The sequence below is a fragment of the Chryseobacterium sp. WLY505 genome, assembly GCF_030846215.1.
Classification (GTDB): domain Bacteria; phylum Bacteroidota; class Bacteroidia; order Flavobacteriales; family Weeksellaceae; genus Chryseobacterium.
Genome location: NZ_JAVCWI010000008.1, coordinates 219,995 through 243,732 on the forward strand (window position 1 = coordinate 219,995; position 23,738 = coordinate 243,732).

The window sequence follows — 23,738 nt, forward strand, 5'->3', positions numbered from 1 at the left end:
TATAAATGTTGATTAAAAGTTTTTTGTTTTTAAAGAAGATCTGTCTTACCTCTAAAAACCTGCTTTGCAGGACCCTCCAGCCAAATATTCTGGAATGCATCACCGCTTTTTTCAGCATATACTTTAAGGTTTCCACCTAAAGTTTTAACTTTTACAGAGGTTAGATTATGTTTTTGAAGAAAAGTTAAAGCAGAAGCTGTAACTCCTGTTCCGCAACTGTAAGTTTCGTCCTCAACGCCTCGTTCATAGGTTCTTACAAAAATTTCATTATCAGAAATTTTTTCCACAAAGTTCACATTGATTCCTTTTTCTTTATATTTTTCAGAATTTCGGATGCCATATCCTTCGTTATACACGTGAAAGTCTTTCAGGTTGTCTACATATTTTACATAGTGGGGAGATCCGGTGTTCAGAACAAAATCATTTCCGTCATGGGAAACAGTATCCACATTGATCATTTTTAATTTAATGATTCCGTTATGGATTTCAGCTTCATGTTCACCATCTGTTGCAATGAATTTACATTTGTCTTCAAAAATGTCCAGGAAAAAAGCAAAAGCAACAAGACATCTTCCTCCGTTTCCGCACATTGTACTTTCTCCGCCATCTGAATTATAATATACCATCTTGAAATCATAGTCTGGATCATTTTCCAGGAGAATAAGGCCGTCAGCACCTATTCCGAAACGTCTGTCACATAATTTTTCAATACTGTCTTTATCTTTGGTAAATTGCAGATCACGGTTGTCTACCATTACAAAATCATTTCCTGTTCCCTGATATTTATAAAATTCCATATTTTTTTGTTAAATGAAGAAGCAAAATTACTATATTTAAAATGAAAAACGAACAGTGTTAGCTGTTCGTTTTCTTATTTATAATCGTTTTATCTAAAGCCGCCTCCGCCGCTCTGCTGTCTGCTTGAACTCGTGCTCTGGCTGCCTGAGCTATTTCTGAATCCACCGCCGGAAGATTCTGATCTGCCACTGTTACCATTGGAATTTCTGAACCCGCTGTTATTCTGGTTTCTCTGGCTGTTCTGATTACCATTGTTTTGGTTTCTGAACCCACTGTTATTTTGGTTGCCCTGATTGTTTTGATTACCATTATTCTGGTTTCTGAATCCGCTGTTGCTGTTGGAGTTTCTGTTGTTATTAAATCCTCCGTTATTATTGTACGAACCGTTACTGTTCGTTGTACGCGTATTCTGGAATCCGTTCTGAGGTCTCGAAGATGAAGAAGATCTTCTTTCTACGTATACTTTTCTTCTGGAGTTATTATAGCTATCGTAGTAATAAGGAATACCATTATCATAGTAATAATTAATGTTGTTTCTATAATAGTAGCCGTCATTACCCCAATATCCGCCATTTCCGTAATATCCTGACGGAGCATAATAATATCCGTTGTTATAATACGGATCTCCATATCCATAGCTTCCGCTGCTTCCGTATCCGTCGGTATATGCTAAACAAGAGGTTAAACTGGTAATAGCAAAAATACTGAATGCTATTTTAAATAAATTTTTCATGACTTTATTGTACTTTTTTTTCTTTAAAACTTTTTTTCCAATTGACGTATCCTGAGATCGCCATTATAGTAAATACCAAATATTGAACCGAAGTGATTCCAAGTCCCTTAAAAATCATCATAGGGATGCAAATCAAATCTCCGAGAATCCAGAAAATCCAGCTCTCAATGCGCTGTTTGGCCATCAGCCACATTCCTACTAAAAATATGGAAGTGGTAAAAATATCCATCCAATTGGCCCAATCAAGATGATATAATCCTAAATAACTACCTTCTAAATGATCAATATAAGGTTTACAGTAATAAATAAAAGTAACAAATGCCAAACTCAGCACAAAAAGAATACTTGCATATATCCAGTCTTTTCGGCTAGCCCATGTAACTTCTACGTGAACATGATCTTCGGAATTTTTGGCCCATAAAATCCAGCCATAAATACTCATGGCAGAATAATAGACATTGATCATACAGTCTCCCAACAGACCGGCATTGAAAAGAAGGTATACATAGATCAGGGTTGAAATAATGCCGGTAGGATATACCCATATATTTTTCTTAATGGAAAAAAATACGCTCAGGATTCCGAAAACTGCACCTGATGCTTCCAATGTAATCTGTAAAGAATCATAGCCTTCATAAGGCTTTATGAAAAGATCATATAAATTCATAGCATCAAAAATAGAGAAATCTTACTTTTCTTGAAGAAGTTCTTTGTAGTTTATCAAAAATAGTGATGTTCCTGTATGGTTTTCCGGTTTTTTGAAAAGTAATGCCTTGTTAGGAATTTCGTTTATTTCTATTCTGAAGAATTTGTCTGACCATTATCAGATTGTTGTAGTTTTTAAACTACAATCATTATTATTTATGCTTACAAACATTTTTTTTATAAAACTACGGATTACGGCATATTTGTAATACAACTGGCTTCCTGATTTTGCGGTTCAAAATCAGAACGCAAAAACTTCATGTCTGAAGAAATACTATGAATAAGGTGTTGGTCAGGTTTTTAAAGTCTTTAATGTAAAATAAATGATGAAATTTTAACGATTAACGTGAGAGTTTCTAAATTTTTTATATTTTCGTAAATCCTTAATAAATAAAAAAACATGTCGAAAATTTGGGTTAAAAAGCCACTAAGTGCCTATGAGGCAGATATGAAGAAAAGTGAGCTGAAAAAAGTCCTTGGAAAATGGAGTTTAACAGCAATTGGAGTGGGTGCTATCATCGGTGGTGGAATCTTTGTTCTTACCGGAACAGGAGCCTATTATCATGCAGGGCCTGCACTTGCAATTTCCTTTATCATCGCAGGGATCGCCTGCGTTTTTGCTGCATTATGTTATGCAGAGTTTGCATCCATTATTCCTGTAGAGGGTTCAGCTTATGCTTATGCCTATGGAACTGTAGGAGAAATTTTTGCATGGGCCATGGGATGGTGTCTCATCCTCGAGTACGCCATGGCGAGTATGGCGGTTTCCGTGAGCTGGTCCGGATATTTTAACAAATTTTTGAAGATTTTTAATATTCATTTACCTGCCTATCTGACATCAGATCCGGCAAGTTATACCGGAGATGGTTTTTCCATGAACCTGCCTGCGTTTATTCTGGTTCTTTTAATTACTGCATTATTGGTAAAGGGAACCAAAGAAGCTGCGGGAGCGAATAACCTGATCGTTTTAATGAAAACTTCAGCGGTTATCTTTGTAATTATCGCTGGTGTATATATCATTTTCTCCAATACAGATCTTTACAACGCGGTAGACGGCGTTAAAAACTGGAAACCTTTTATTCCTGATCCGATAAAGATCAAGAACTCTGAAGGAGATCTGGTTTCTGCCTACGGGATTAAAGGAATTATTTCCGGAGCAGCAGCTATTTTCTTTGCTTATATTGGTTTCGATGCTGTTTCTACACAGGCTGGAGAGGCTATTAATCCTAAAAAAGACGTGCCTTTTGCTATCATTGCTTCACTATTGATCTGTACAGCTTTATATATCTGTGTATCTCTTGTATTAACAGGAATGATGCATTATACAGACTTTAATCCTGAAGGAAAATATCCGGATGCTATTAAAGCTCCTGTAGCCTATGCTTTTGAAATTGCCGGGAAACACTGGGCTAGTAACATCGTAACGATTGCTGCCACTGTAGGATTAATTTCTGTAGTAATGGTAATGATGATGGGGCAGTCAAGAATTTTCATCGGAATGGCAAAAGACGGCTTGATTCCTAAATTCTTCGGACAGCTCCACCCAAAAACAAAAACACCTTACAAAGGAATTATTCTATTAGGAATTGTAGTGGCTTTAATCGCTGCATTTACACCAATTTCAACATTGGCAGATATGACAAGTTTCGGAACCCTGTTCGCATTTACATTGGTTTGTATTGCCGTTTGGGTAATGAGAAAGAAAGAACCTAATCTGATCAGACCTTTCAAAGTTCCGGCTTATAAAATTGTAGTGGCATTAGGGGTAATTATCAACTTATATTTGATCTTTAACTTAAGTGCTCATGCATTGGAACTTTCTGCGGTATGGTTGTTCTTAGGAGGTTTGGTATACTTCCTGTACGGAAAATCAAACAGTAAGCTTAACAATCCTGAAAAATATCAGAATCAAGATTAATCATCATATTAAACCGCTTCGGCGGTTTTTTTTGTCACAATACTATTACTATGAAAAATATTTTGTCCATTTTATTCCTATCCGTAGGTCTTACCGCATTTTCCCAACAGGTGGAAAGCCTTGAAACCATTCTTAATGATAAGATCAGTATCAGAGCCCTTGAATTATATGACAACAAGGTCTGGTACAGTGGTACAGATTCCAAATTCGGGTATGTAGATCTTAAAGATTATAAAAACCAGAAGCAGATCAGGCTGTCTGAAGAAAAACTTCAGTTCAGAACATTAGCACAGGATAAAACGTCTTTTTATGCAATCAATATTGAAAGTCCGGCACGTTTTTTCAAAATTGATAAAAACGACCTGAAATCACAGGTTGTTTTTAAAGATACAGCGAAAACAGCTTTTTATGATGCTTTGCATTTTGTGAATGATAAGCTAGCCTATACTTTTAGTGATGCAGATAAAGATCAGATGTTGAAACTTGCTGCATACAAAGAAGGGAAATGGAGCATGTTTAAGAATAATGTAAAATTAAATGAAGGTGAAGCTGCTTTTGCTGCAAGTAATACCAATATTTCATCCTCTAAAAAATACTTATGGATTGCAACCGGAGGAAAAGCTTCGAGAATTTTAAGAATGAATCTGAAAGATGAAAAAATAGAAGTGTTCAACACCCCAATCATACAAGGAGAATCGTCGCAGGGAATGTATTCTATTGATTTTGTTGATAATAATTTTGGAATTGCGGCAGGAGGTGATTATACTAAGCAGGATGCCAATATCAATAATATCGCAACCACAATTGATGCCGGCGAGACCTGGCAGATTCAGGCTTCAGGACAGAATGCAGGATATACAACCTGCGTGAAAATTAAACCAGGATCCAAAGGAAAAGAAATAGTGGCAGTGGGAGATAAGCACATCAGTTATTCCTCAGATTTTGGGAAGACATGGAAGAAGATTTCTGATGGAAAAGGATTCTTTGTCTGCCAGTGGATTGGTGCTAATAAAGTGGTTCTTGCCGGAAATAACAAAATTGCGGTGATGAAATTAAAATTTTAAATATTAGGAATAGAATTTATCACTATTGGCCAAAAGCCTGATCATACGTATTTAGACTCATTATAAAATAGAACCTAATATAATTCATAGGTTAAAATTCATAACTAATGGTTAATTTTGTAAGATGAAATTTTCATGATGTTAAAATTTCATGTCCTTATAAAATTTTAATTTTCAAAATGAACTCTTTAATAGATAAGTATAATATTCCCGGACCGCGTTACACTTCTTATCCTACCGTACCATATTGGGATGAATCCACATTCTCACCGGAACATTGGAAGGAAACGGTAATCAGATCTTTTCATGAAAGCAATGCAGAGGAGGGAATTTCTATTTATATCCATTTGCCTTTCTGCGAGGCGTTGTGTACGTTTTGTGCTTGTCATAAGCGTATTACCAAACAGCACAGTGTTGAAATACCTTATCTGGAAAGTGTTTTAAAAGAATGGAAACTGTATCTTGATCTTTTCAATGAAAAACCAAAGCTGAAAGAATTACATCTGGGAGGAGGTACACCCACGTTTTTCTCTCCTGAGAATTTGAGAACATTGTTGGAAGGAATTTTCTCAACAGTAGATATAGCAGAACATCCGGAATTTTCTTTTGAAGGGCACCCAAATAATACCACGAAGGAACATCTTCAGACATTATATGATCTTGGTTTCAGAAGAGTGAGTTTTGGGGTTCAGGATTACGATCCTAAAGTTCAGAAAGCCATCAACAGAATTCAGCCTTTTGAAAATGTAAAAAACGTTACAGAATGGGCTAAGGAAATTGGTTACAGAGGAATCAGCCACGACCTTGTTTTTGGATTGCCACACCAGAATTGGGATGCCATGGAACATACGATCAGAAAAACAATGGAGTTGAAGCCGGATAGATTAGCATTTTATTCTTACGCACACGTTCCATGGGTGAAAGGTGTTGGACAAAGAGGATTTGATGAAAATGATCTTCCAAGTGGAGAAGAAAAACGCCGTTTGTATGAAGATGGTAAAAAGCTTCTTCAGGATTTAGGATATATTGAAGTAGGGATGGATCACTTCTCTCTTGAGCACGATGATCTGTATCAGTCTTTGATTCATAAAAAGCTTCACAGAAATTTCATGGGCTATACTTCAAGTAATACCCAGCTGATGGTTGGACTTGGGATGTCTGCTATTTCAGACTCATGGTATGCTTTTGCCCAGAATGTAAAAACAGTGGAAGAATATCAGAAAATGGTTGAAGAGGGTGAGATTCCTGTTGTAAAAGGACACGTTCTGAGCGATGAGGATCTTACGGTAAGAAGGCATATTCTGAATCTGATGTGTCAGCTTGAAACCACTTTTGATGTTAACAACTCTTTCCCTGAGCTTGACAATGCACTGGAAATGCTCAAAGAGATGGAAAATGACGGTTTGGTTGAGATCAACGGAACTGAAGTTAAAATCACAGAAGCAGGTAGAGCATTTACAAGAAATGTAGCCATGGTTTTTGACCTGAGAATGATGAGAAATAAACCTGAAACAAGGATTTTCTCAATGACAATATAAAACAAAAGCGGTTCAGTTCTGAACCGCTTTTTTATTGACCCGTGGGCTTATTTTGAACTTGTTTAAACTTTTTTGAAACATTAGCATAGCATTAAGGTGTTTAGAGTATTAAGATGAGCTTCGCTTTAAGCTTAAAGATCAGAATGATTTATCTTAACTTAACTATGCTTTACTCCTTAAATCCTTCTTAATGGTTTAAGAAATATCCAATGTTTTTTGCTTAGTGAAACCCTTTTGTGGTCCTTTTTTATAGAATGTAAAAGCCTTAACGTTTCGTTTGCGTTTACAACCAGCTACTACTATTTAATAATCAATTTCTGACTATATGATTTCAGGTCCCCGGATTTCAGATTAATATAATACACTCCGGCAGGAATCCCTGAAATATTAATTCCTTTGCCATTAGTAATCTGATCCGTTTCCATCACTTTTCTTCCCTCCGCACTGATGATTTCCAGGGTTGCTCTTTTATCTTTCACCCCATCAATGAAAATTTCCTTGGAAGCAGGATTAGGATAAATTTTTACTGTTCCTAAAGTATTTTCACTAGTTCCTAAAGTTCCTGTAGATATTTTGAAAATTTTTCCATTGGTTAAATCTGCTACATACAATCCTTTTTGATAATCTTCTCCAAAAGTAGAAAAGTTATTTCCGGAATAAGGAGTCGTCCACGTAATGGCATTATTGGTATCCAGCATTCCGATCTGAGAAGAACAATAGTCTGCAAAGAAATATTTCCCCTGAAGGGACGGGTATTGGGTTCCTCTGTAGACGTAACCGCCTGTGATGGAACATTTCCCGCCAGAATGGTTATATACGGCAACAGGGAAGGTCATGGTGGACTGTGCAGCACATCCTGCAGTATTGTACGCATTATTCCCTTCATAACATCGCCAACCATAATTTAATCCGGCTGCAGTAATGGGCATTTTGTTGATTTCTTCTATGGCTCCCTGGCCAACATCTGCAATCATGGCATTGCCGGTTGTCAGATCAAAAGAAAATTTCCATGCATTTCTGAGTCCGTATGCCCATATTTCGTCTGCACCATCCACGCCGGCTCCTGCAAAAGGATTGTCTGGCGGAATATTGTAAGGACCGGTAGCATCTACATCGACTCTCAACATTTTACCTAATAACACATTTTTACTTTGGGCATTATTATTCGGGTCACCACCACTTCCTCCGTCTCCGGTGATGATCCAAAGCTTTCCATCAGGAGCAAAATGAATACTTCCTCCATTGTGATTGTCGAATGGCTTGGGAATATTCAACAGGATTTTTTCTGAGGCAGGATCTGCTGCGTTTGGATCTGTTGAACTTACACTGTACCTGGCAACAATAATATTGCCTGCAAGATTGTTATAATACACAAAAAAATACCCGTTGGCAGAGTATTGAGGATGAAAGGCAAGACCGAGAAGGCCTCTTTCACCTCCGAAAGTAATTTTTGATCCGATATTCAGAAAGTTGGTTGTGTTAATTGTCCCACTGGGTTGAATAATTTTAATGATGCCGTCCTGTTGAACCACAAAAAGCCGGCTGTCATTGGCGTTCGTAATCTCTACAGGGCTGGTAAGTCCTGTAGCAAATTCTTCCAAATTAATGCTTTGAGAATTAACAATTAAGGAAGAAAAAATACTGATACTAAAAAGTAATTTTTTCATAATATTTTGAGAGTTAGTGTGTTGGAAAAGTAAATGAAAATTTTATACCAATCGATTTTGAAGACTTTATTATGATAGTATGAAAAAATTGTTAAATCTTAAATAGAAATCACGATACCAATATATCTGGAAATAAACCATTTCTGTTGTTAAAAATTCATAAAATACAAGAAAATCATTATATTTGCCGACTTAATTTAACGTAGTTATAACAAAATGCAAGGAAAAGGACTTATTACAATTGTCGCTATTGTACTAGGGTTGATTTGCTTAAACGAGCTATTACCAACATGGTACGCCAGCAAAATTGAAAAGCAGGCGACTGCTATTGCAGGAGATAATCCGGAGAAGTATCAGAAAGAAATCGCAAGACTTTCTAAGGATACTTTGAATTTAGGATTCACAAAACTTTATTACACTAAAGCCAAAGACAAGGAAATGAAACTTGGTCTTGACTTGAAAGGAGGGATCAACGTTCTTTTGGAAATCAACCAGAGAGATCTTGTGAATGATTTAACCAATTATTCTACCAATCCTGTTCTTATTGAGGCTTTAAACAAAACTGATGAAGCACAGAAGAATTCTACTAAACCTTACATCGACAACTTCTTCGAGCAGTTCGATGTAATTAACAAAGCTAAAGGTACCAACCTGAAGTTGGCAGATCCGGAAATTTTCGGAAACACAACCCTTACTGAGGTGAAGTACAACACGCCTGATGATCAGGTGAAAAGCATTGTTAAAAGAAAAATCGATGCGTCTGTAGGAACAGCTTTCGAGGTAATCAGAACGAGAATTGATAAGCTTGGAGCCATCCAGCCAAACGTTCAGAGAGTACCTGGTACAGCGAGAATTTCTGTGGAAATGCCTGGTATGAAGGACATCGATAAAGTGAAGAAAATGCTTCAGACTTCTGCAAAACTTCAGTTCTGGGAAGTACAGCAGGTTCCTGAAATTGCACCTTATTTCCAGACTTTGACAACTATGGTTGCTACAAAAGGAGATTCTATGGGAGTGGCAAAGAATGTGAACTTCATGAGCCTTTTACAGCTTGACAAATTAAGAACAAATGGTGTTGCTAACGTAAAATTATCTGATACTGCAGTTGTAAACAAAATCTTAAACAGCAAAGTAGGTCAGTCTTTACGTCCGGCTAACATTAAATATACACAGTTCATGTGGGGTTACAAACCTGAAGCTACAGATAGCGAAAGCTTGGTATTGTATGCGATCAGAGGTAACATCAACCAGAAAGCTCCGGTAGACGGTGCTGTGGAAACTGCTGCGATCAGCTACGATGAACTAAGCAGAGTAGTGGTAGACATGCAGATGGACTCTAAAGGAGCAAAAGAATGGAAAACATTAACTGAGAAAAACGTTGGAAAACCGGTTGCCGTAACTCTTGATAACAGAGTATACACAGCTCCTAACGTTGTAAATGCTATCCCTAACGGTAGAACTCAGATCTCTGGTAACTTCTCTCAGGAAGAAGCTAAAGAACTGGTAGACGTGTTAGGTGCTGGTAAATTGCCTGCAGGTGCAAAAGTAGTTCAGGCTACCGTTGTAGGTCCGTCTTTAGGACAAGAGGCTATTGATTCTGGTTTAATGTCGTTCATTATTGCATTCGCTATTATCATTGTTTATATCATTTTCTACTATGGTGGAGCTGGTGTATATGCGGTAATTGCAATGGTGATCAACTTATTCTATATTTTCGGTATTATGGATTCGGGTGACTTTACCCTTACGCTTCCAGGTATCGCGGGTATCGTTTTGACGATGGCAGTAGCGGTCGATACAAACGTTATCATTTATGAAAGAACTAAAGAAGAATTATTCGCTGGGAAAAGTATCCTTGAAGCTTACAAAGATGGTTTCAAACATGCATTAAATGCGATTATCGATGGTCACACAACGACTTTCTTAACGGCAGTTGTATTGTTCTTCTTCGGAACAGGACCTATTAAAGGTTTTGCATTGACGTTGATGATCGGTATCTTAATGACATTATTTACGTCTGTATTGCTTTCAAGAGTAATGATCTTCTCAAGATTAAATAAAGGAAAAGGACTTTCTGTTTGGACTCCGGCTACGAAGAACCTATTCAGAAATACTTGGATCGATTTCATCGGAAAGAGAAAATATGCTTACATCGTTTCTGCTGTTCTTACCGTTATTTGTGTGATCTCAATCGCAACGCACGGTTTCAAATACGGTATCGACTTTACCGGTGGTAGAAACTATGTGGTAAGATTTGATAAAGATGTAAAAGCTGAAGATGTTGAAGAAAAACTAGTAGCATTATTCAAAACGGAAGATGGTAAGAACTCTTCTGTAGAAGCTAAAACTTTCGGAAACAACAGACAATTAAAGATTTCTACCGATTACCTTATCGAAGACGAATCTTTAAAAGCTGACCAGATTATCGAACAGAAATTATTTGAAGGTTTAAAATCAAACTTACCGGCAGGAACTACATTGAAAGATTTCAAATCTGCTGATAAAGACCACGCAGGAATCATTTCTTCCGAGAAAGTAGGACCTTCTGTTGCTGATGATATCCAGACACACGGTATCTATGCGGTATTAGCGGCATTAGCAATGATCTTCATCTATATTCTTGTAAGATTTAGAAAATGGCAGTTCTCTCTTGGAGCAGTTGCTGCTCTATTCCACGATGCGGTAATTATTTTAGGAGCCTATTCATTGCTTCACAAATATATGCCGTTCAACATGGAGATCAACCAGGATTTCATCGCTGCGATTCTTACTGTATTAGGTTACTCAATCAACGATACGGTAATTATCTTTGACAGAATCAGAGAATACCTGAGAGAGAAAAAATCTTTAACATTAGCAGGTCTGTTTGATGACTCTATTTCAAGTACATTGGGTAGAACATTCAACACTTCATTCACTACGATTCTGGTGATCCTTGCGATCTTCATTTTCGGTGGTGATAACTTAAGAGGATTCATGTTTGCGATGTTAATCGGTATTGGATTCGGTACTTACTCATCCATCTTTATTGCGTCTGCAATTGCTTACGACTTCCTTAAAACAGGAAAAGAAGAAGAGGTACATGGAAAATCCACTTCTGCTAAAGAAGAGCTTGCTTCAAAGTAATACAAACTACAATAAATTAGTAAGGGCCGTTTCGAAAGAGACGGCCTTTTTTTTAAGTCAAAGTCAAAAAACAAAGGTTACCAATTCATGATCATGTTGGCTTTACTTTTTTTAATAATCATATTAACTATTCATATCATAATTTAGAATCATTATTTTTCAGATTTGATTAATTTTGCACCATCATGGAAAATTCAAAGAAAAAAGCGGCTATAGGCTTCATATTTATTACTTTACTGATCGATATTACGGGATGGGGGATTATCATTCCTGTTGTTCCCAAATTAATTGAGGAACTTATTCACGCAGATATCAGTGAGGCTGCAAAATATGGAGGCTGGCTGGGATTTGCCTATGCATTTACCCAATTTATTTTCTCTCCTTTAGTAGGAAACCTTAGTGACAAATACGGACGAAGACCCATCATTCTGATTTCTCTTTTCGGATTTGCAGTAGATTATATTTTCCTTGCACTGGCTCCCACCATCTGGTGGTTGTTTTTGGGAAGGATTATCGCAGGGATTACGGGTGCGAGTGTCACCACGGCCAGTGCTTACATTGCAGATATTTCCACAGATGAAGACAGAGCTAAGAATTTCGGACTGATAGGGGCTGCCTTTGGTCTTGGATTTATCATTGGACCGGTTCTGGGCGGAGTTCTTGGACATTATGGCGCCAGAGTTCCTTTCTATGCTGCTGCGGGCTTGTGTCTGCTTAATTTCCTGTATGGATACTTCATCCTTCCTGAAAGTTTGGATAAAGATAAAAGAAGAGAATTCGACTGGAAACGTGCCAACCCTATTGGTTCATTTAAATTTTTAGGAAAACATCCTGAAATTTCAGGTTTGATTGTTTCATTGATCTTAATCTACATTGCAGGTCATGCTGTACAGAGTAACTGGAGTTTCTTTACCATGTATAAGTTCAGCTGGACAGAAAGAATGGTGGGGATCTCGTTAGGAGTAGTAGGTTTGTTGGTTGGCCTTGTACAGGGCGGGCTTATCCGATATACGACCCCAAGATTGGGAGAGCAGAAAAGTATTTATTACGGATTGGCTTTCTACGCTGTAGGAATGCTGTTATTTGCTTTTGCTTCAGAAGGCTGGATGATGTTTGTGTTTCTGGTACCTTACTGTTTAGGAGGAATCTGTGGACCGGCTTTACAGTCTGTCATCACGAAAAGTGTTCCCTCTAATGAACAGGGTGAACTTCAGGGAGCATTGACGAGCTTAATGAGTGCCACATCCATTATCGGACCTCCGATGATGACCAATTTATTTTACTATTTTACGCATGATGAAGCGCCGTTCAAATTTTCCGGTGCACCTTTCTTTTTAGCTTTTATTTTAATGGCGGTCAGTGTGGTAATTACCTATTCTGCTTTTCAGAAGAAAAATAAAAATTTAGTTGATGTGACTTCAAAAAAAGATTTTCATTAAATAGATTTGTTCTATTGATGAGATATAGATGATTTTGGGTTATATCTTTCAATAATTTTACACGAGTGAAATAGTTTTACTCATTGTTGAAACAGGAAAAACCAAATTATGAATACAGCAGATCTGGAAAAGTATTTTGAACGGATTCATTTCTCCGGAACCCCGGAATTGAGTATGGAGACATTGAAAAGAATACATCAGCTCCATCCCAAGTATATTCCCTTTGAGAATATTGATTCTTATACAGGTATTGTTCCTTCTTTGAATGTAGATGATATTTTCAGAAAGTTGGTTATTGAATCCAGAGGCGGATATTGTTATGAACAGAATCTGCTTTTAAGTGAAGTTTTAAAATCCTTAGGCTTCAACATCAAACTCCAGCTTGGAAGGGTAGTGTGGGGAAGGCAGGAGGATAGTATTGCTGCACAGACTCACCTTTTGCTTATTGTCGATTTTGATGGAGATCAATATGTGGCAGATTGTGGATTTGGAACAGCCACGCTCACTGCACCTGTACTTTTAAATGAAGAAGAGCAGCAGCAAACACCCAACGGAATGTTTAAAGTTTCCAATAAAGAAGAAACCTATACACTTTGGATGTGGAAGGAGCAGTGGCTTCCGGTATACCGATTTATTCCTGGACATGTAGAACCTGTTGACCTTGATATTTCCAACTGGTATTTGTCTACTCATCCGGATTCTCATTTTAAGAACAGACTGATTCTTTCAAAAGTAGATGAGAATGCCCGCTATACGTATGCAGATCATGTGCTGAATATACGTTCCGGTGATGGTGAAAAGGAATCTGTAACGATAGAAAATGATATACAGCTCTATGAAATATTGATTAATACTTTTGGGCTTAAAGAAAATGCAATAGAAGCGTTGAAGTCAAAAGTCAGAATCTGGTAAGACTTATAAAATATAATAAACGGGAAGCTCACTGAGCTTCCCGTTTTGATTAAAATCTGATTTTTATGAAAATAACTATGGATAAAGGGATTTTGTCCCGTTACTTACAATATTACTGCCCAATCCGGAGAATGATACCGAGAAATTGGTTGAGTTAAAGCTTAAAGAACCTGTAGGGGTACAAAGTCCCAGTGCATAACGGCACTGCCCATAAGCTCCGGTTCTTTTTGTGATCTTACTTTCGCTTTTTGCTTTTCCTAAACTGATATATCCCCAGTCGCTTACATCCGCATTGGAAACTGTAGATCCTGAATAATAAATAGTAATCTGATATCCTGCTTCACCTCGTTTAGATCCCCATAGCCAGTTGGCTGTCCACCACTGTTTATACCATTTGGATGCTACTTTAGAAGCTTGGTCAGATGCTTCTGAATTTCCACGGGTGTCCATCATCACCAGACCTCCGAAGATATTATCCCAGATAATTCCTGAGTCGCCATAAAAACAGAAGGTGGTAAATTTTCCGTTTTTGCCGCTCCATGTTACTTCCATAACCTGGGTGCCGGGTTTTACTTGCTCAGTGATGGCTTCATTTAATCCTTGTCGGGCGATTGTTAAATCCTCACCATGATACAAATCTCCAATTTTTCCGATTTTTACAGAAGATGGATCCATAATATTTCCGGATGCAATGAACTGATCTTTATCTGTAATCAGTTTTTTGGAAAGTTCTACCCCTTGTTGGGTTGAAATTTTCCCAAGTACAGTTACACCAACAATCTGTAAATCATTTTTTAAATAGGTTTCAAGATTTTTGGTGGATTCATTCAGTTGAAGTTGTACCGCGTCAGGAACAATCTGAGAAGAAGAAGGAGTAATTTCTTTTTTCAGCTCATCGATGGTTGTCTTAGCCTGAACCGCTTCCTGTTGGTTCATTTCATTGTTTTCATTCTGGCAGCTGTGAAGTGCCATTACCGATAACAGGGCGAAAACTTTAAAAGTAGTCACTAGTTTTTTCATAATTAATATTTATTTGGTTGTGTGTTATAAATATACAGAATTGTTATGTAATTCTCATTGTTTTGAATTAAATATTTGTTAATTAATAAATCGAGGTTGCAGGTTGCGGATGTCTGGTAGCTAAGTTTGAGAGTTTGAGAGTTTGAGGGTTTGAGGCTTCAGGGTTCTTGGTTTAAAGTTTGTGGGTAAACAGGAATAAAAAGAACCAGCACCTCGTCCCTTGTACCAACGCCAAAAACTCTTCACCAAGCAACCTGCAACAAAATAATCTCGAAACCCGCAACCCGCCCACAAAACATTAAACATTAAACTTTGAACCTTGAACCTTGAATCCTGAACTTCATTATAAAATCTTAAAATTTGTTTAAATTTTTAGTTTACAGTCTATAAATGCAATAATCTTTCGTAATTTTACGCCATGGAATTAAGCATTGGAGAAATGGCACTCATTGCCATTGCAATCGTTGTATTATTCGGTCCGGATAAACTGCCTCAGATTGCGCGTGACTTAGGTGCAGGCGTTAGAAAAATGCGTGGAGCAGTGGAAGATATCAAAACTGAAATCATGAAGGAAACGGATAATCCTGTTTCTGAAATCAAACGTGAGATTGAGAAGGTAAAAGACGCTGCCAAGGATTTCAACCCTATGAATGATATCCAAAAAGATATTCTGACGGAACCTTCTTCAGTGGCCTCTAATGAGCCTCCAAAACCGAAACCGGCAGATGATGAGACTTACGAAGGACCTGTAAGCAGATAAGTATGGAGGAAATCATTCAGGAAGATAAGAAGGTATTTCTTTACCTTAACAATTTGGGGGATTCATCTTTCGACCAGTTCTGGATGCTGATTTCCAGTACCTGGATCTGGGTACCTCTTTATATTATATTTCTTTATTTTTTATACAAAAATTATCAACTAAGATCATTAGTTTTTATTCTTATATTTCTGGCTATTGGGGCAACGGTTTCTGATCAGTTGGCCAGTGTCTTTAAATATGGTGTGGCAAGGTTGAGACCTTGTCATGATCCTACGCTGGAGCATCACATGAGAATCGTGAAATGTGGTGGACAGTTTGGGTTTTATTCTGCTCATGCTTCCAATACATTCTTTTTGGCTGCCTTTTTAAGTATTTTATTAAAAAATAAGCTTAAATGGTTTCCATATGCTATATTTGTGTGGGCTATAGTGGTTTCCTACAGCCGTATATATTTAGGAGTGCATTTCCCGATAGATATTTTGGTGGGGGCGTTTGTTGGATCTTTATTGGGAGTGATATTTGGTGCACTCGCCAAAAAAGTGATCAACAAACAAACTATAAATTCATGAAAAAAACTTTACCAGCAGTAGTTTCCCTCTTTTTCGCCCTTCATTTCTATGCCCAGAATAAAAAACTGGCTGAAGAATGCTTCCAGAAAGCTGATTATAAATGTGCAGAAGAGCAGTATTTAAAATTGGCAGAGAAAGAACAGATTCAAAAATTTCAATCGGAATATTACGATTATCTGGGGACAGCCCAAAGAAGGCTTGGAAAAACGACTCAGGCTTTTAAATCCTACGATTCTGCTCTGAAAGCAAATCCCTTGTCGGTTTCTGTATACGTGAATCTTTCATCCCTTTACAGCCAGAAAGGAAACAAAGTGAAGGCATTGGAGTATATAGATCAGGGACTCAAAGTAAATCCTGAAACAGCTGATTTGTATCTTACCCGTTCCAAAATTTACGACAGTCAGGGAAAAAAGGATCTTGCCATCAAAGATCTCAATCAGATCCTGACTTTTGCTCCTGACAATATTTTTGCAAAGACAGGATTGGCCAATCTGAAAAAAAATAATGGTGACCTGGAAGGTGCTTTAAAAGATTATAATAAACTTATTGCCGAAAAACCAGAATCACTACTCTATAACGGTAGAGCAGACGTCTATTTTAAAATGAAGAAATATAAAGAAGCTCTTACAGATGCCAATAAAGCGATTTCCATAGACCCGAAATTTGCCCAGTCTTATGTGAGCAAAGCTATGATACTGATGGACACTTCCAAAATTAAGGAAGCTTGTGAAAATCTGGATAAAGCAGTTGCTTTAGGCTATGAAAAAGCAGTCCTTACTGATTCTTATGCTAAATGTGTAAAGAAATAAATTAAAATACACTCTACCCCAAATCATTTAAATAAATCCATATCAAAAAAGAATAAAGAGATAGAAAGATGTTGAATATTGTTCTTGTAGAGCCCGAAATACCTAATAATACAGGAAATATCGGAAGATTATGTGTAGGAACCGAAAGCAGATTACACCTGATTCATCCGTTTGGATTTGTCATTAATGATAAGAACCTGAAGCGTTCCGGATTGGATTATTGGGTACATCTCGATGTTACTGAATATGCAGATGTGGAAGAATGGATTAAAGTAATCCCTGATGTGTCACGGGTGTTTTTAATGAGTTCACATGCCGAAAAATCATACCTTGAGACTGACTTTCAGGATGGAGACTGGCTGGTTTTCGGAAAAGAGAGTGTGGGACTGAGTAAAGAGGTTCTGGACCGTTTTGAAAATCATCTGACCATTCCTATGTCGAAACTCATCAGAAGCTTTAATATTGCCAATTCCGTTGCTTTTGTGGTAGGAGAGGCAAAGAGACAGATAGGCTTGAAATAAGAAAGGGGTTGTCTCAAAAATGTCATTCTGAATGAAATGTAATGAAGAATCTCATACTTTTGGTTATCCATGAGATTCTTTCTTCCTCAGAATGACAAAAGCCAATTGTTTGACTTTTGAGACAATCTCTTTTGTTTTAATCGTTATGGTAAGGTTTTCCCTGCAGAATCTGGTCAGCACGGTAGAGCTGTTCCACAATAAACAGGCGGATCATCTGGTGGGTAAAAGTCATTTTGGATAAAGACATTTTTTCATTGGCTCTGCTGTAGATGTCTTCAGAAAAGCCATAAGCGCCTCCAATCAGAATATGTACTTTCTTTACGGAAGAATTCATCCAGGTATCAATTTTCTGAGAAAACTCACGGCTGGTAAACTGTTTTCCCTTTTCATCAAGAATAACAACCAGATCGTTTTTATCAATATGGTTTAAAAATAGTCTGGCTTCTTCCTTTTTAAGAAGGTCAGGGGATAGGTTTCTGGCATTTTTTACATCCGGAATTTCTGTGATATCAAAATTCCAGTGTTTGGGAAGACGGTTGAGATAATAATTGATTAAAGAGGTAATTTCCTTATCATCTGTTTTACCGATACAAAGTAAACTGATTCGCATTGTAAAGTAGTTTCAGAGTGCAAAGATAGGGTTTCGCGGCTAATTTGTTGCTGGTTTTTGGTTGCAGTTTCGGGATTCAAGGTTATTTGTTTCGGGTTCCGGGATTCGAGTTGAAAGTTATATTAGTTGCGAGTTACCTTGAACTTTAGTCCCTAAACCTTAAACTCTAAAGCCTTCCCACTCTCAAACTCTCAAACCACTAATCCCTAAAACCTGCCACCTGCTACCTAACATCTGCCACCTATCTTTTCCCTATTTAATTTAATTCCCCTACCTTTGTATAAAGACAAACAGATCGATGAGTGTAAAGCTTCCTAAATTTATTTTAAAGATTCAAGAGTTTTTTGACAGCATTCATATTCCTGTTTTGGGAATATCGCTTTGGCAGATGTTTCAGATCTATATCTCCGGGATATTTAAAGGGAAAATTGGAAGAAAAGCGGCTGCAATTTCCTGGAGCTTTACCATAAGCCTCTTTCCGTTTATTCTGTTTTTGCTTTCTGTACTGCCTCATATGCCGCTGTATGATGAGCTTCAGTTTTATATTTTTGATGTGCTGATGCATAATGTTTTCCCTTCCAACATGGAAGGAGATGTGAAAGGATACATCGTAAGCAATATCATTCCGAACATGAAAGGAATCAGTAACCTGACCATTCTTCTGGCTCTTATTTTTGCGACCAATGGTACATTTTCCCTGATTAACGGTTTTAACGAAAATACAGATGAAAAATTAAGTGATGTCAAAGAATTTATTCTTTCCTTCTTTATTACCATAGGCTTTATCACTATTGTTTTTCTAACGCTGTTCGGGGTGTATTATGCCGAGGTTGTGATGAAGCTTTTTACTCCGGCTTATGATGTAACGTGGCTTGTAGATAACCTTTCTAAAATTATCGGGTTTGTTTCTTTCCCGCTTTTCTATTTTATCCTTCTTACCTTATTTTACTGGTTGGGAACTGTAAAAATCACAAGATTCCGGCAAGCGGTTCCGGGAGCTATTCTTACCACGGTACTGTTTGTGGTGACAACATATATTTTTGCCATCTATGTAAAGGATATCGCCCGATATAATGTTCTGTACGGCTCTATTGGAAGTATGATTCTACTGATGGTTTGGGTGAATGTCAATGTATATCTTCTTTTATTCGGGAATGAGCTGAATATGGCGATCAGAAAACTCAGAATTGAAAAGCTGCTGTCTGATGAGATCCAGAAAGAAGCGTTAGAATATCATGCCCAGATTACTGAACCGGACTTTGATAGTGATGAGGAGCATAAAAGAAAATTGGAGAACGGGAAGAAAGACTAATTTTCTTCCAGTTCGGGGTTTTCTTTTGAGCTTACGCTGAGTATGGTGAATCCGGCAATAGCAGCGATAAACGATGCAATCAGAATCGCAAACTTCGCTTCATCCTGAATCGGAATTTCTCCTTTAAAGGAAAGCAATGCAATAAAAATGGACATGGTAAACCCGATTCCGGCCAGCAGACCTACACCAATCATCTGTAGCCAGTTGCTGTTTTGAGGAAGGGAACTCAGTTTTAATTTAATGGCAATCAACGAGAATAAATTGATTCCGATCAGCTTACCCAATACCAATCCACAGATAATTCCCAATCCTAATGTACTAGTTACTCCGGCAACCATTTCACTGGAAAAAGTGATATTCGTATTCGTTAAAGCAAATATTGGCATGATCAGAAAACTTACCGGAATATGAAGCTGATGCTCCAGTTTTTCCAAAGGTGAGATTTCTACATTCGAAGCATTGGTAGGAATGGAAAATGCCAGTAAAACACCTGCTATCGTCGCATGAATTCCGGAATGATGAAGGAAATACCATAAAAACAGTCCCAGAATGATATAAAATATTGTTTTGGTTACTTTTAAAAAATTTAAAATAAAAAGCAGGGCAGTCACTCCAAAAGATAAGAGCAGATAGCTCCAGTGAATTTGCTCTGTATAGAAAATCGCAATCACGAGGATCGCTCCCAGGTCATCTACAATGGCTAATGCCGCTAAAAATATCTTAATGGAATTAGGAATCTTTTTACCTAACATCGAAATGATTGCCAGGGAAAATGCAATATCAGTTGCCATAGGAATTCCCCAGCCATTGCTGTATTCCGTTCCTGTATTGAAAATGCTGTAGATTACAGCAGGGATAAGCATTCCGCCTACCGCTGCAAAAATAGGAAGTGAGGCATTTTTAAAGGATGACAATTCACCTTCTACAAGTTCACGTTTTATTTCAAGGCCTACCAAAAGGAAGAAAACTGCCATTAATCCGTCATTGATCCAGATGCTGACAGGATATTCCAAACCAAAAAGATGCGTTCCCACCTCTTTGTCTAAAAAATGCTGAAAGTTCTCTGCCGCAGCAGAATTGGCAATTAGCAATGAAATAAGCACACAGAAAATAAGAATAATTCCTGAGGACTGACTGTTGTTGAAAAATTTTTTAAAATAAAGAGATAAATTCATGTTTACGATTGTACCCGTCTCACTCTGGAAACACCATTAATATTTTTAAGTTTTTTAAAGGTCTCTTCCAACTGACCTTTATTTTTGACTTCGAGGTTGATATTTCCTGTGAAAACACCATTGTTGGATTCAATAGACATACTTTTCATATCCATTCCCATACTTCCACTGATGACAGTGGTGATATCATTAATCATCCCCATTCTGTCAAGTCCTTCAATTTCAATTTTTACTCTGTTTTTGAAGCTTTCTGCATTCACCCATTTGGCCGGAATAACACGGTAATCATACTGAGCTCTCAGATTGATGGCATTCGGGCAGTTGTCACTATGCACCTTGATTCCGTCTGAAATGGTGATGAATCCGAAAATTTTGTCTCCCGGAATCACGGTACAGCATTTTGCATACGTGTAATTAAGCTTCTCTTCGTCCTTCCCAAAGACAATCATGTCAAGGTTTTCCTCTTTCGGATCCTCGAAATGCTGGCTTTTATTGGGTGATTTTCTGAATCTTGAAAGTAAGTTATTGAATACATTTTTACTTTCTATATATTTTCTCAGGCTGCTTACATCCAGTTCATTACTTTGGAATTTAAGGAAGAGCTCCTGAGATGATTTTAAATTAAAGAACTTCTGAAGCTTATTGATTTCTTCATCATTAAAATTGATTTTCGCATGACGAAGTTTTCTCTGCAGAATTTCTTTTCCTTCTTCTACCAATTGGTTTTTCTGAGAGTTCAGATAACTTTTAATCTTGGATTTGGCTTTCGAAGTTACTACAAATTCCAGCCAGTCAGATTTTGGCTTCTGATTCTGTGACGAAAGAATGTCTACCTGATCTCCGTTTTGAAGAATATAGGAAATAGGAACCAGTTTTCCGTTAATTTTGGCTCCCAGACATTTCATTCCTAAATCGGAGTGTACAGAGAAAGCAAAATCCAAAGCGGTAGCATTGGTCGGAAGGATTTTAATTTCTCCTTTTGGAGTGAAGACAAATACTTCTTTGGAATATAAATTAAGTTTAATATTATCCAAAAGTTCCGAAGTAGAAAGGTTCTGCTGCTGTTCCAGTACTTCACGGATTTCAGTTACCCATTTTTCAAAGTTTCTGTCATCAGAACTCTGTTTGTACCCTTCTTTGTATTTATAGTGAGCAGCAACTCCTTTTTCAGCAATTTCATCCATTCTTTCCGAACGGATCTGTACTTCAATCCATTTTCTGTCCGGCCCTAAAACGGTTAAATGCAAACTTTCATATCCTGTAGAACGGGGCTGTGTAATCCAGTCACGCATTCTGGAAGGATTACTGTGGTATACGTCCGTAACGATAGAATAGATCTTCCACGCCAGAAATTTTTCATTTTTCGCATCTGATTTATAAATAATTCTGATGGCGTAATTATCAAAAACTTCTTCAAAGGAAACTCCCTGCTTCAGCATCTTTCTGTAAATGGAAGAGATCGCTTTTGCACGGCCTTTGATCTTAAAGTTTAAGCCTTCTTCGTGAAGTCTTTCAGATACTTCTTTTTTAAACTCTTCGATATACCTTTCACGGCTTTCTTTGGCCAATTCCAACTTCTCCGTAATCTCGTTATAGACTTCAGGACTATTGTATTTTAAGGAAAGATCTTCAAGTTCGGATTTAATATTATACAATCCAAGACGGTGAGCCATTGGAGCGTAGATATAAACCGTTTCGGAAGCAATTTTTTTCTGCTTGTCCGGAGCCATGCTTTCCAGAGTCCTCATATTATGGAGACGGTCAGCAATTTTGATCAGAATAACCCTGAAATCCTCGGATAATGTCAATAACAGTTTTCTGTAGTTTTCAGACTGTACCGAGATATTCTGATGGTTCATGATGGAAATTTTGGTCAATCCATTCACGATATTAGCAATCTTCTCACCAAAGATTTTCTTCAGATCTTCGTAGGTATAATCGGAATCTTCAATCACATCATGCAAAAGCGCACAGGCAATAGAAGTAGCACCCAGACCAATCTCTGTTGCTACAATCTTAGCAACAGCAATAGGGTGGTAGATGTAAGGTTCTCCGGATTTTCTCCTTTGATCCTTGTGGGCATCCAGCGCAATATCGAATGCCTTTCGGATGAGTTTGTTGTTTTCCTCATCCAATGTTCTGTATGTGTTAGAAATCAGGTCCTTGTATCTGGCAAGGATCTCTTTATTCTCTTGTTCTAAATCGTAGCTCATTTGTGCACATGCCTATAATTAGACGAAAATACGAAATTTTTTAGTTTTTTCAAACATAAAAGATCCGCAGTATACACTACGGATCTTCGGCTATTAGATTTTATATCGATTAGAATTTTACTTCAGAATTCATACCGTCACTTGACGTTTTGATTTTAATATCAGGGCTGCTGTGGATTTCAGCTCTGTTTCTTGCATCAATATACCTTTTGATGGTATCGTAATTGGTTTCATTGATCTTCATATTTTCAAATAAATAGGATTTCAATGCTGCATTCTGAACAAATGCATTCCGTGCAAGGTCAATCTGATTAAGATCATTAACGGTAACACTTGCCAAATATTGAGAATTACCGGAACCATCAGTAAGGTATACAATGTAATCTGAGTTTTCAAATCCTGAATTTTCCAGATCACTTTCCAGTTTTTTGTAGTCGCTGTGATGACCAAATACTCCAGCTAATATATGTGACATAGTTAATTGGTTTTAAGTTCCCATTAAAGTTACTAATAATTTTCTGATTATCATTGCATTTGAGTCAATATAATTTGTTAATTAATATTCAGTTTTCAATAGATGATGATAATGTTTAAGAATAGTTGTTGAACAGGTGTTTAATTTTAACAATTGGATAATATATGTCTTTTTGAAACCTGGATGTCTCTTTCGCTTTGTTTTCCATTTGAAAACAGAAGGCTATAAATAAAAAAACCTCACAACTTGTAGACTGCACCCAAAAGTTTAGACAAAATTAAACAATATTATTATATGAAAGAGTTCGGTACTGTACCGGACTCTTTCCTTTTAGATTAAGTCTTATCCTGTCGTTATTGTAATACTTGATATAC

21 protein-coding genes are annotated in these 23,738 nt (G+C 37.3%); 11 read left to right on the forward strand and 10 right to left on the reverse strand.

The window, feature by feature from the left end; translation table 11 throughout:
- Positions 1-29: 29 nt before the first annotated feature.
- The 3 genes from dapF to pnuC all read right to left on the reverse strand — a co-directional run bounded on the left by dapF (position 30) and on the right by pnuC (position 2,198).
- Complete coding sequence (dapF, locus tag RAH34_RS16895) at positions 30-797, reverse strand: diaminopimelate epimerase (protein ID WP_114820495.1); 768 nt, start codon at positions 795-797, stop codon at positions 30-32.
- Between the two features lie 89 nt (positions 798-886).
- A complete protein-coding gene (locus tag RAH34_RS16900; protein WP_306596893.1) occupies positions 887-1,531 on the reverse strand; it encodes a hypothetical protein in 645 nt (214 codons plus the stop codon).
- A gap of 4 nt (positions 1,532-1,535) precedes the next feature.
- Positions 1,536-2,198 (reverse strand): nicotinamide riboside transporter PnuC, encoded by a 663-nt coding sequence (pnuC, locus tag RAH34_RS16905; RefSeq protein WP_306596894.1) that lies wholly within the window; start codon positions 2,196-2,198, stop codon positions 1,536-1,538.
- 438 nt (positions 2,199-2,636) lie between these two features.
- Here pnuC and RAH34_RS16910 point away from each other — a divergent pair, with 438 nt between their 5' ends.
- From RAH34_RS16910 to hemN, 3 genes are all read left to right on the forward strand, one after another.
- Positions 2,637-4,154 (forward strand): amino acid permease, encoded by a 1,518-nt coding sequence (locus RAH34_RS16910; protein ID WP_114820492.1) that lies wholly within the window; start codon positions 2,637-2,639, stop codon positions 4,152-4,154.
- Between the two features lie 50 nt (positions 4,155-4,204).
- Positions 4,205-5,218, forward strand: a complete 1,014-nt coding sequence (locus RAH34_RS16915; RefSeq protein WP_306596895.1) for a glycosyl hydrolase — start codon at positions 4,205-4,207, stop codon at positions 5,216-5,218.
- Between the two features lie 179 nt (positions 5,219-5,397).
- Positions 5,398-6,756 carry an oxygen-independent coproporphyrinogen III oxidase gene (gene hemN / locus RAH34_RS16920; protein ID WP_306596897.1) on the forward strand — a complete coding sequence of 453 codons (1,359 nt, stop codon included), beginning with the start codon at positions 5,398-5,400 and terminating at the stop codon, positions 6,754-6,756.
- A 299-nt stretch (positions 6,757-7,055) separates the two neighbouring features.
- On the opposite strand, the gene RAH34_RS16925 is transcribed toward hemN, so the two are convergent.
- Positions 7,056-8,423, reverse strand: a complete 1,368-nt coding sequence (locus RAH34_RS16925) for a PQQ-dependent sugar dehydrogenase (RefSeq protein WP_306596898.1) — start codon at positions 8,421-8,423, stop codon at positions 7,056-7,058.
- 216 nt (positions 8,424-8,639) lie between these two features.
- On the opposite strand from RAH34_RS16925, the gene secD reads away from it, so the two are divergent.
- The 3 genes from secD to RAH34_RS16940 all read left to right on the forward strand — a co-directional run bounded on the left by secD (position 8,640) and on the right by RAH34_RS16940 (position 13,900).
- Positions 8,640-11,549: a protein translocase subunit SecD gene (secD, locus tag RAH34_RS16930; RefSeq protein WP_306596899.1), complete on the forward strand. Its 2,910-nt coding sequence runs from the start codon at positions 8,640-8,642 to the stop codon at positions 11,547-11,549.
- A gap of 185 nt (positions 11,550-11,734) precedes the next feature.
- Positions 11,735-12,988 carry a TCR/Tet family MFS transporter gene (locus RAH34_RS16935; RefSeq protein WP_306596900.1) on the forward strand — a complete coding sequence of 418 codons (1,254 nt, stop codon included), beginning with the start codon at positions 11,735-11,737 and terminating at the stop codon, positions 12,986-12,988.
- A gap of 108 nt (positions 12,989-13,096) precedes the next feature.
- Complete coding sequence (locus RAH34_RS16940; RefSeq protein WP_306596901.1) at positions 13,097-13,900, forward strand: arylamine N-acetyltransferase; 804 nt, start codon at positions 13,097-13,099, stop codon at positions 13,898-13,900.
- Positions 13,901-13,975: 75 nt separating this feature from the next.
- On the opposite strand, the gene RAH34_RS16945 is transcribed toward RAH34_RS16940, so the two are convergent.
- Entirely contained in the window at positions 13,976-14,920 is a 945-nt protein-coding gene (locus tag RAH34_RS16945) for a hypothetical protein (RefSeq protein ID WP_306596902.1), read from the reverse strand.
- Between the two features lie 418 nt (positions 14,921-15,338).
- On the opposite strand from RAH34_RS16945, the gene RAH34_RS16950 reads away from it, so the two are divergent.
- The 4 genes from RAH34_RS16950 (at position 15,339) to RAH34_RS16965 (ending at position 17,579) form a co-directional block, all read left to right on the forward strand.
- Complete coding sequence (locus tag RAH34_RS16950) at positions 15,339-15,680, forward strand: twin-arginine translocase TatA/TatE family subunit (protein ID WP_034696279.1); 342 nt, start codon at positions 15,339-15,341, stop codon at positions 15,678-15,680.
- A gap of 2 nt (positions 15,681-15,682) precedes the next feature.
- On the forward strand, positions 15,683-16,249 hold the full coding sequence (locus RAH34_RS16955) for a phosphatase PAP2 family protein (protein ID WP_034696278.1): 567 nt from the start codon (positions 15,683-15,685) through the stop codon (positions 16,247-16,249).
- Positions 16,246-17,058, forward strand: a complete 813-nt coding sequence (locus tag RAH34_RS16960) for a lipopolysaccharide assembly protein LapB (protein WP_306596903.1) — start codon at positions 16,246-16,248, stop codon at positions 17,056-17,058. The genes RAH34_RS16955 and RAH34_RS16960 overlap by 4 nt, the downstream gene beginning before the upstream one ends.
- A gap of 68 nt (positions 17,059-17,126) precedes the next feature.
- Positions 17,127-17,579 carry a tRNA (cytidine(34)-2'-O)-methyltransferase gene (locus RAH34_RS16965; protein ID WP_114820482.1) on the forward strand — a complete coding sequence of 151 codons (453 nt, stop codon included), beginning with the start codon at positions 17,127-17,129 and terminating at the stop codon, positions 17,577-17,579.
- Between the two features lie 136 nt (positions 17,580-17,715).
- On the opposite strand, the gene RAH34_RS16970 is transcribed toward RAH34_RS16965, so the two are convergent.
- Positions 17,716-18,189: a 23S rRNA (pseudouridine(1915)-N(3))-methyltransferase RlmH gene (locus RAH34_RS16970; protein WP_306596904.1), complete on the reverse strand. Its 474-nt coding sequence runs from the start codon at positions 18,187-18,189 to the stop codon at positions 17,716-17,718.
- 298 nt (positions 18,190-18,487) lie between these two features.
- On the opposite strand from RAH34_RS16970, the gene RAH34_RS16975 reads away from it, so the two are divergent.
- Positions 18,488-19,501, forward strand: coding sequence for a YihY/virulence factor BrkB family protein (locus RAH34_RS16975; RefSeq protein ID WP_306596905.1), 1,014 nt, complete (start codon positions 18,488-18,490; stop codon positions 19,499-19,501).
- On the opposite strand, the gene nhaA is transcribed toward RAH34_RS16975, so the two are convergent.
- The 4 genes from nhaA to RAH34_RS16995 form a co-directional block, all read right to left on the reverse strand.
- Entirely contained in the window at positions 19,498-20,676 is a 1,179-nt protein-coding gene (gene nhaA, locus RAH34_RS16980; RefSeq protein ID WP_306596906.1) for a Na+/H+ antiporter NhaA, read from the reverse strand. The two genes, RAH34_RS16975 and nhaA, sit on opposite strands and share 4 nt — an antisense overlap.
- Positions 20,677-20,678: 2 nt before the next feature.
- Positions 20,679-22,889, reverse strand: coding sequence for a bifunctional (p)ppGpp synthetase/guanosine-3',5'-bis(diphosphate) 3'-pyrophosphohydrolase (locus RAH34_RS16985; protein ID WP_034696272.1), 2,211 nt, complete (start codon positions 22,887-22,889; stop codon positions 20,679-20,681).
- Positions 22,890-22,998: 109 nt separating this feature from the next.
- Positions 22,999-23,364: a hypothetical protein gene (locus RAH34_RS16990; RefSeq protein ID WP_114820478.1), complete on the reverse strand. Its 366-nt coding sequence runs from the start codon at positions 23,362-23,364 to the stop codon at positions 22,999-23,001.
- A 277-nt stretch (positions 23,365-23,641) separates the two neighbouring features.
- Entirely contained in the window at positions 23,642-23,734 is a 93-nt protein-coding gene (locus RAH34_RS16995) for an IS3 family transposase (protein ID WP_373427992.1), read from the reverse strand.
- Positions 23,735-23,738: the final 4 nt, after the last annotated feature.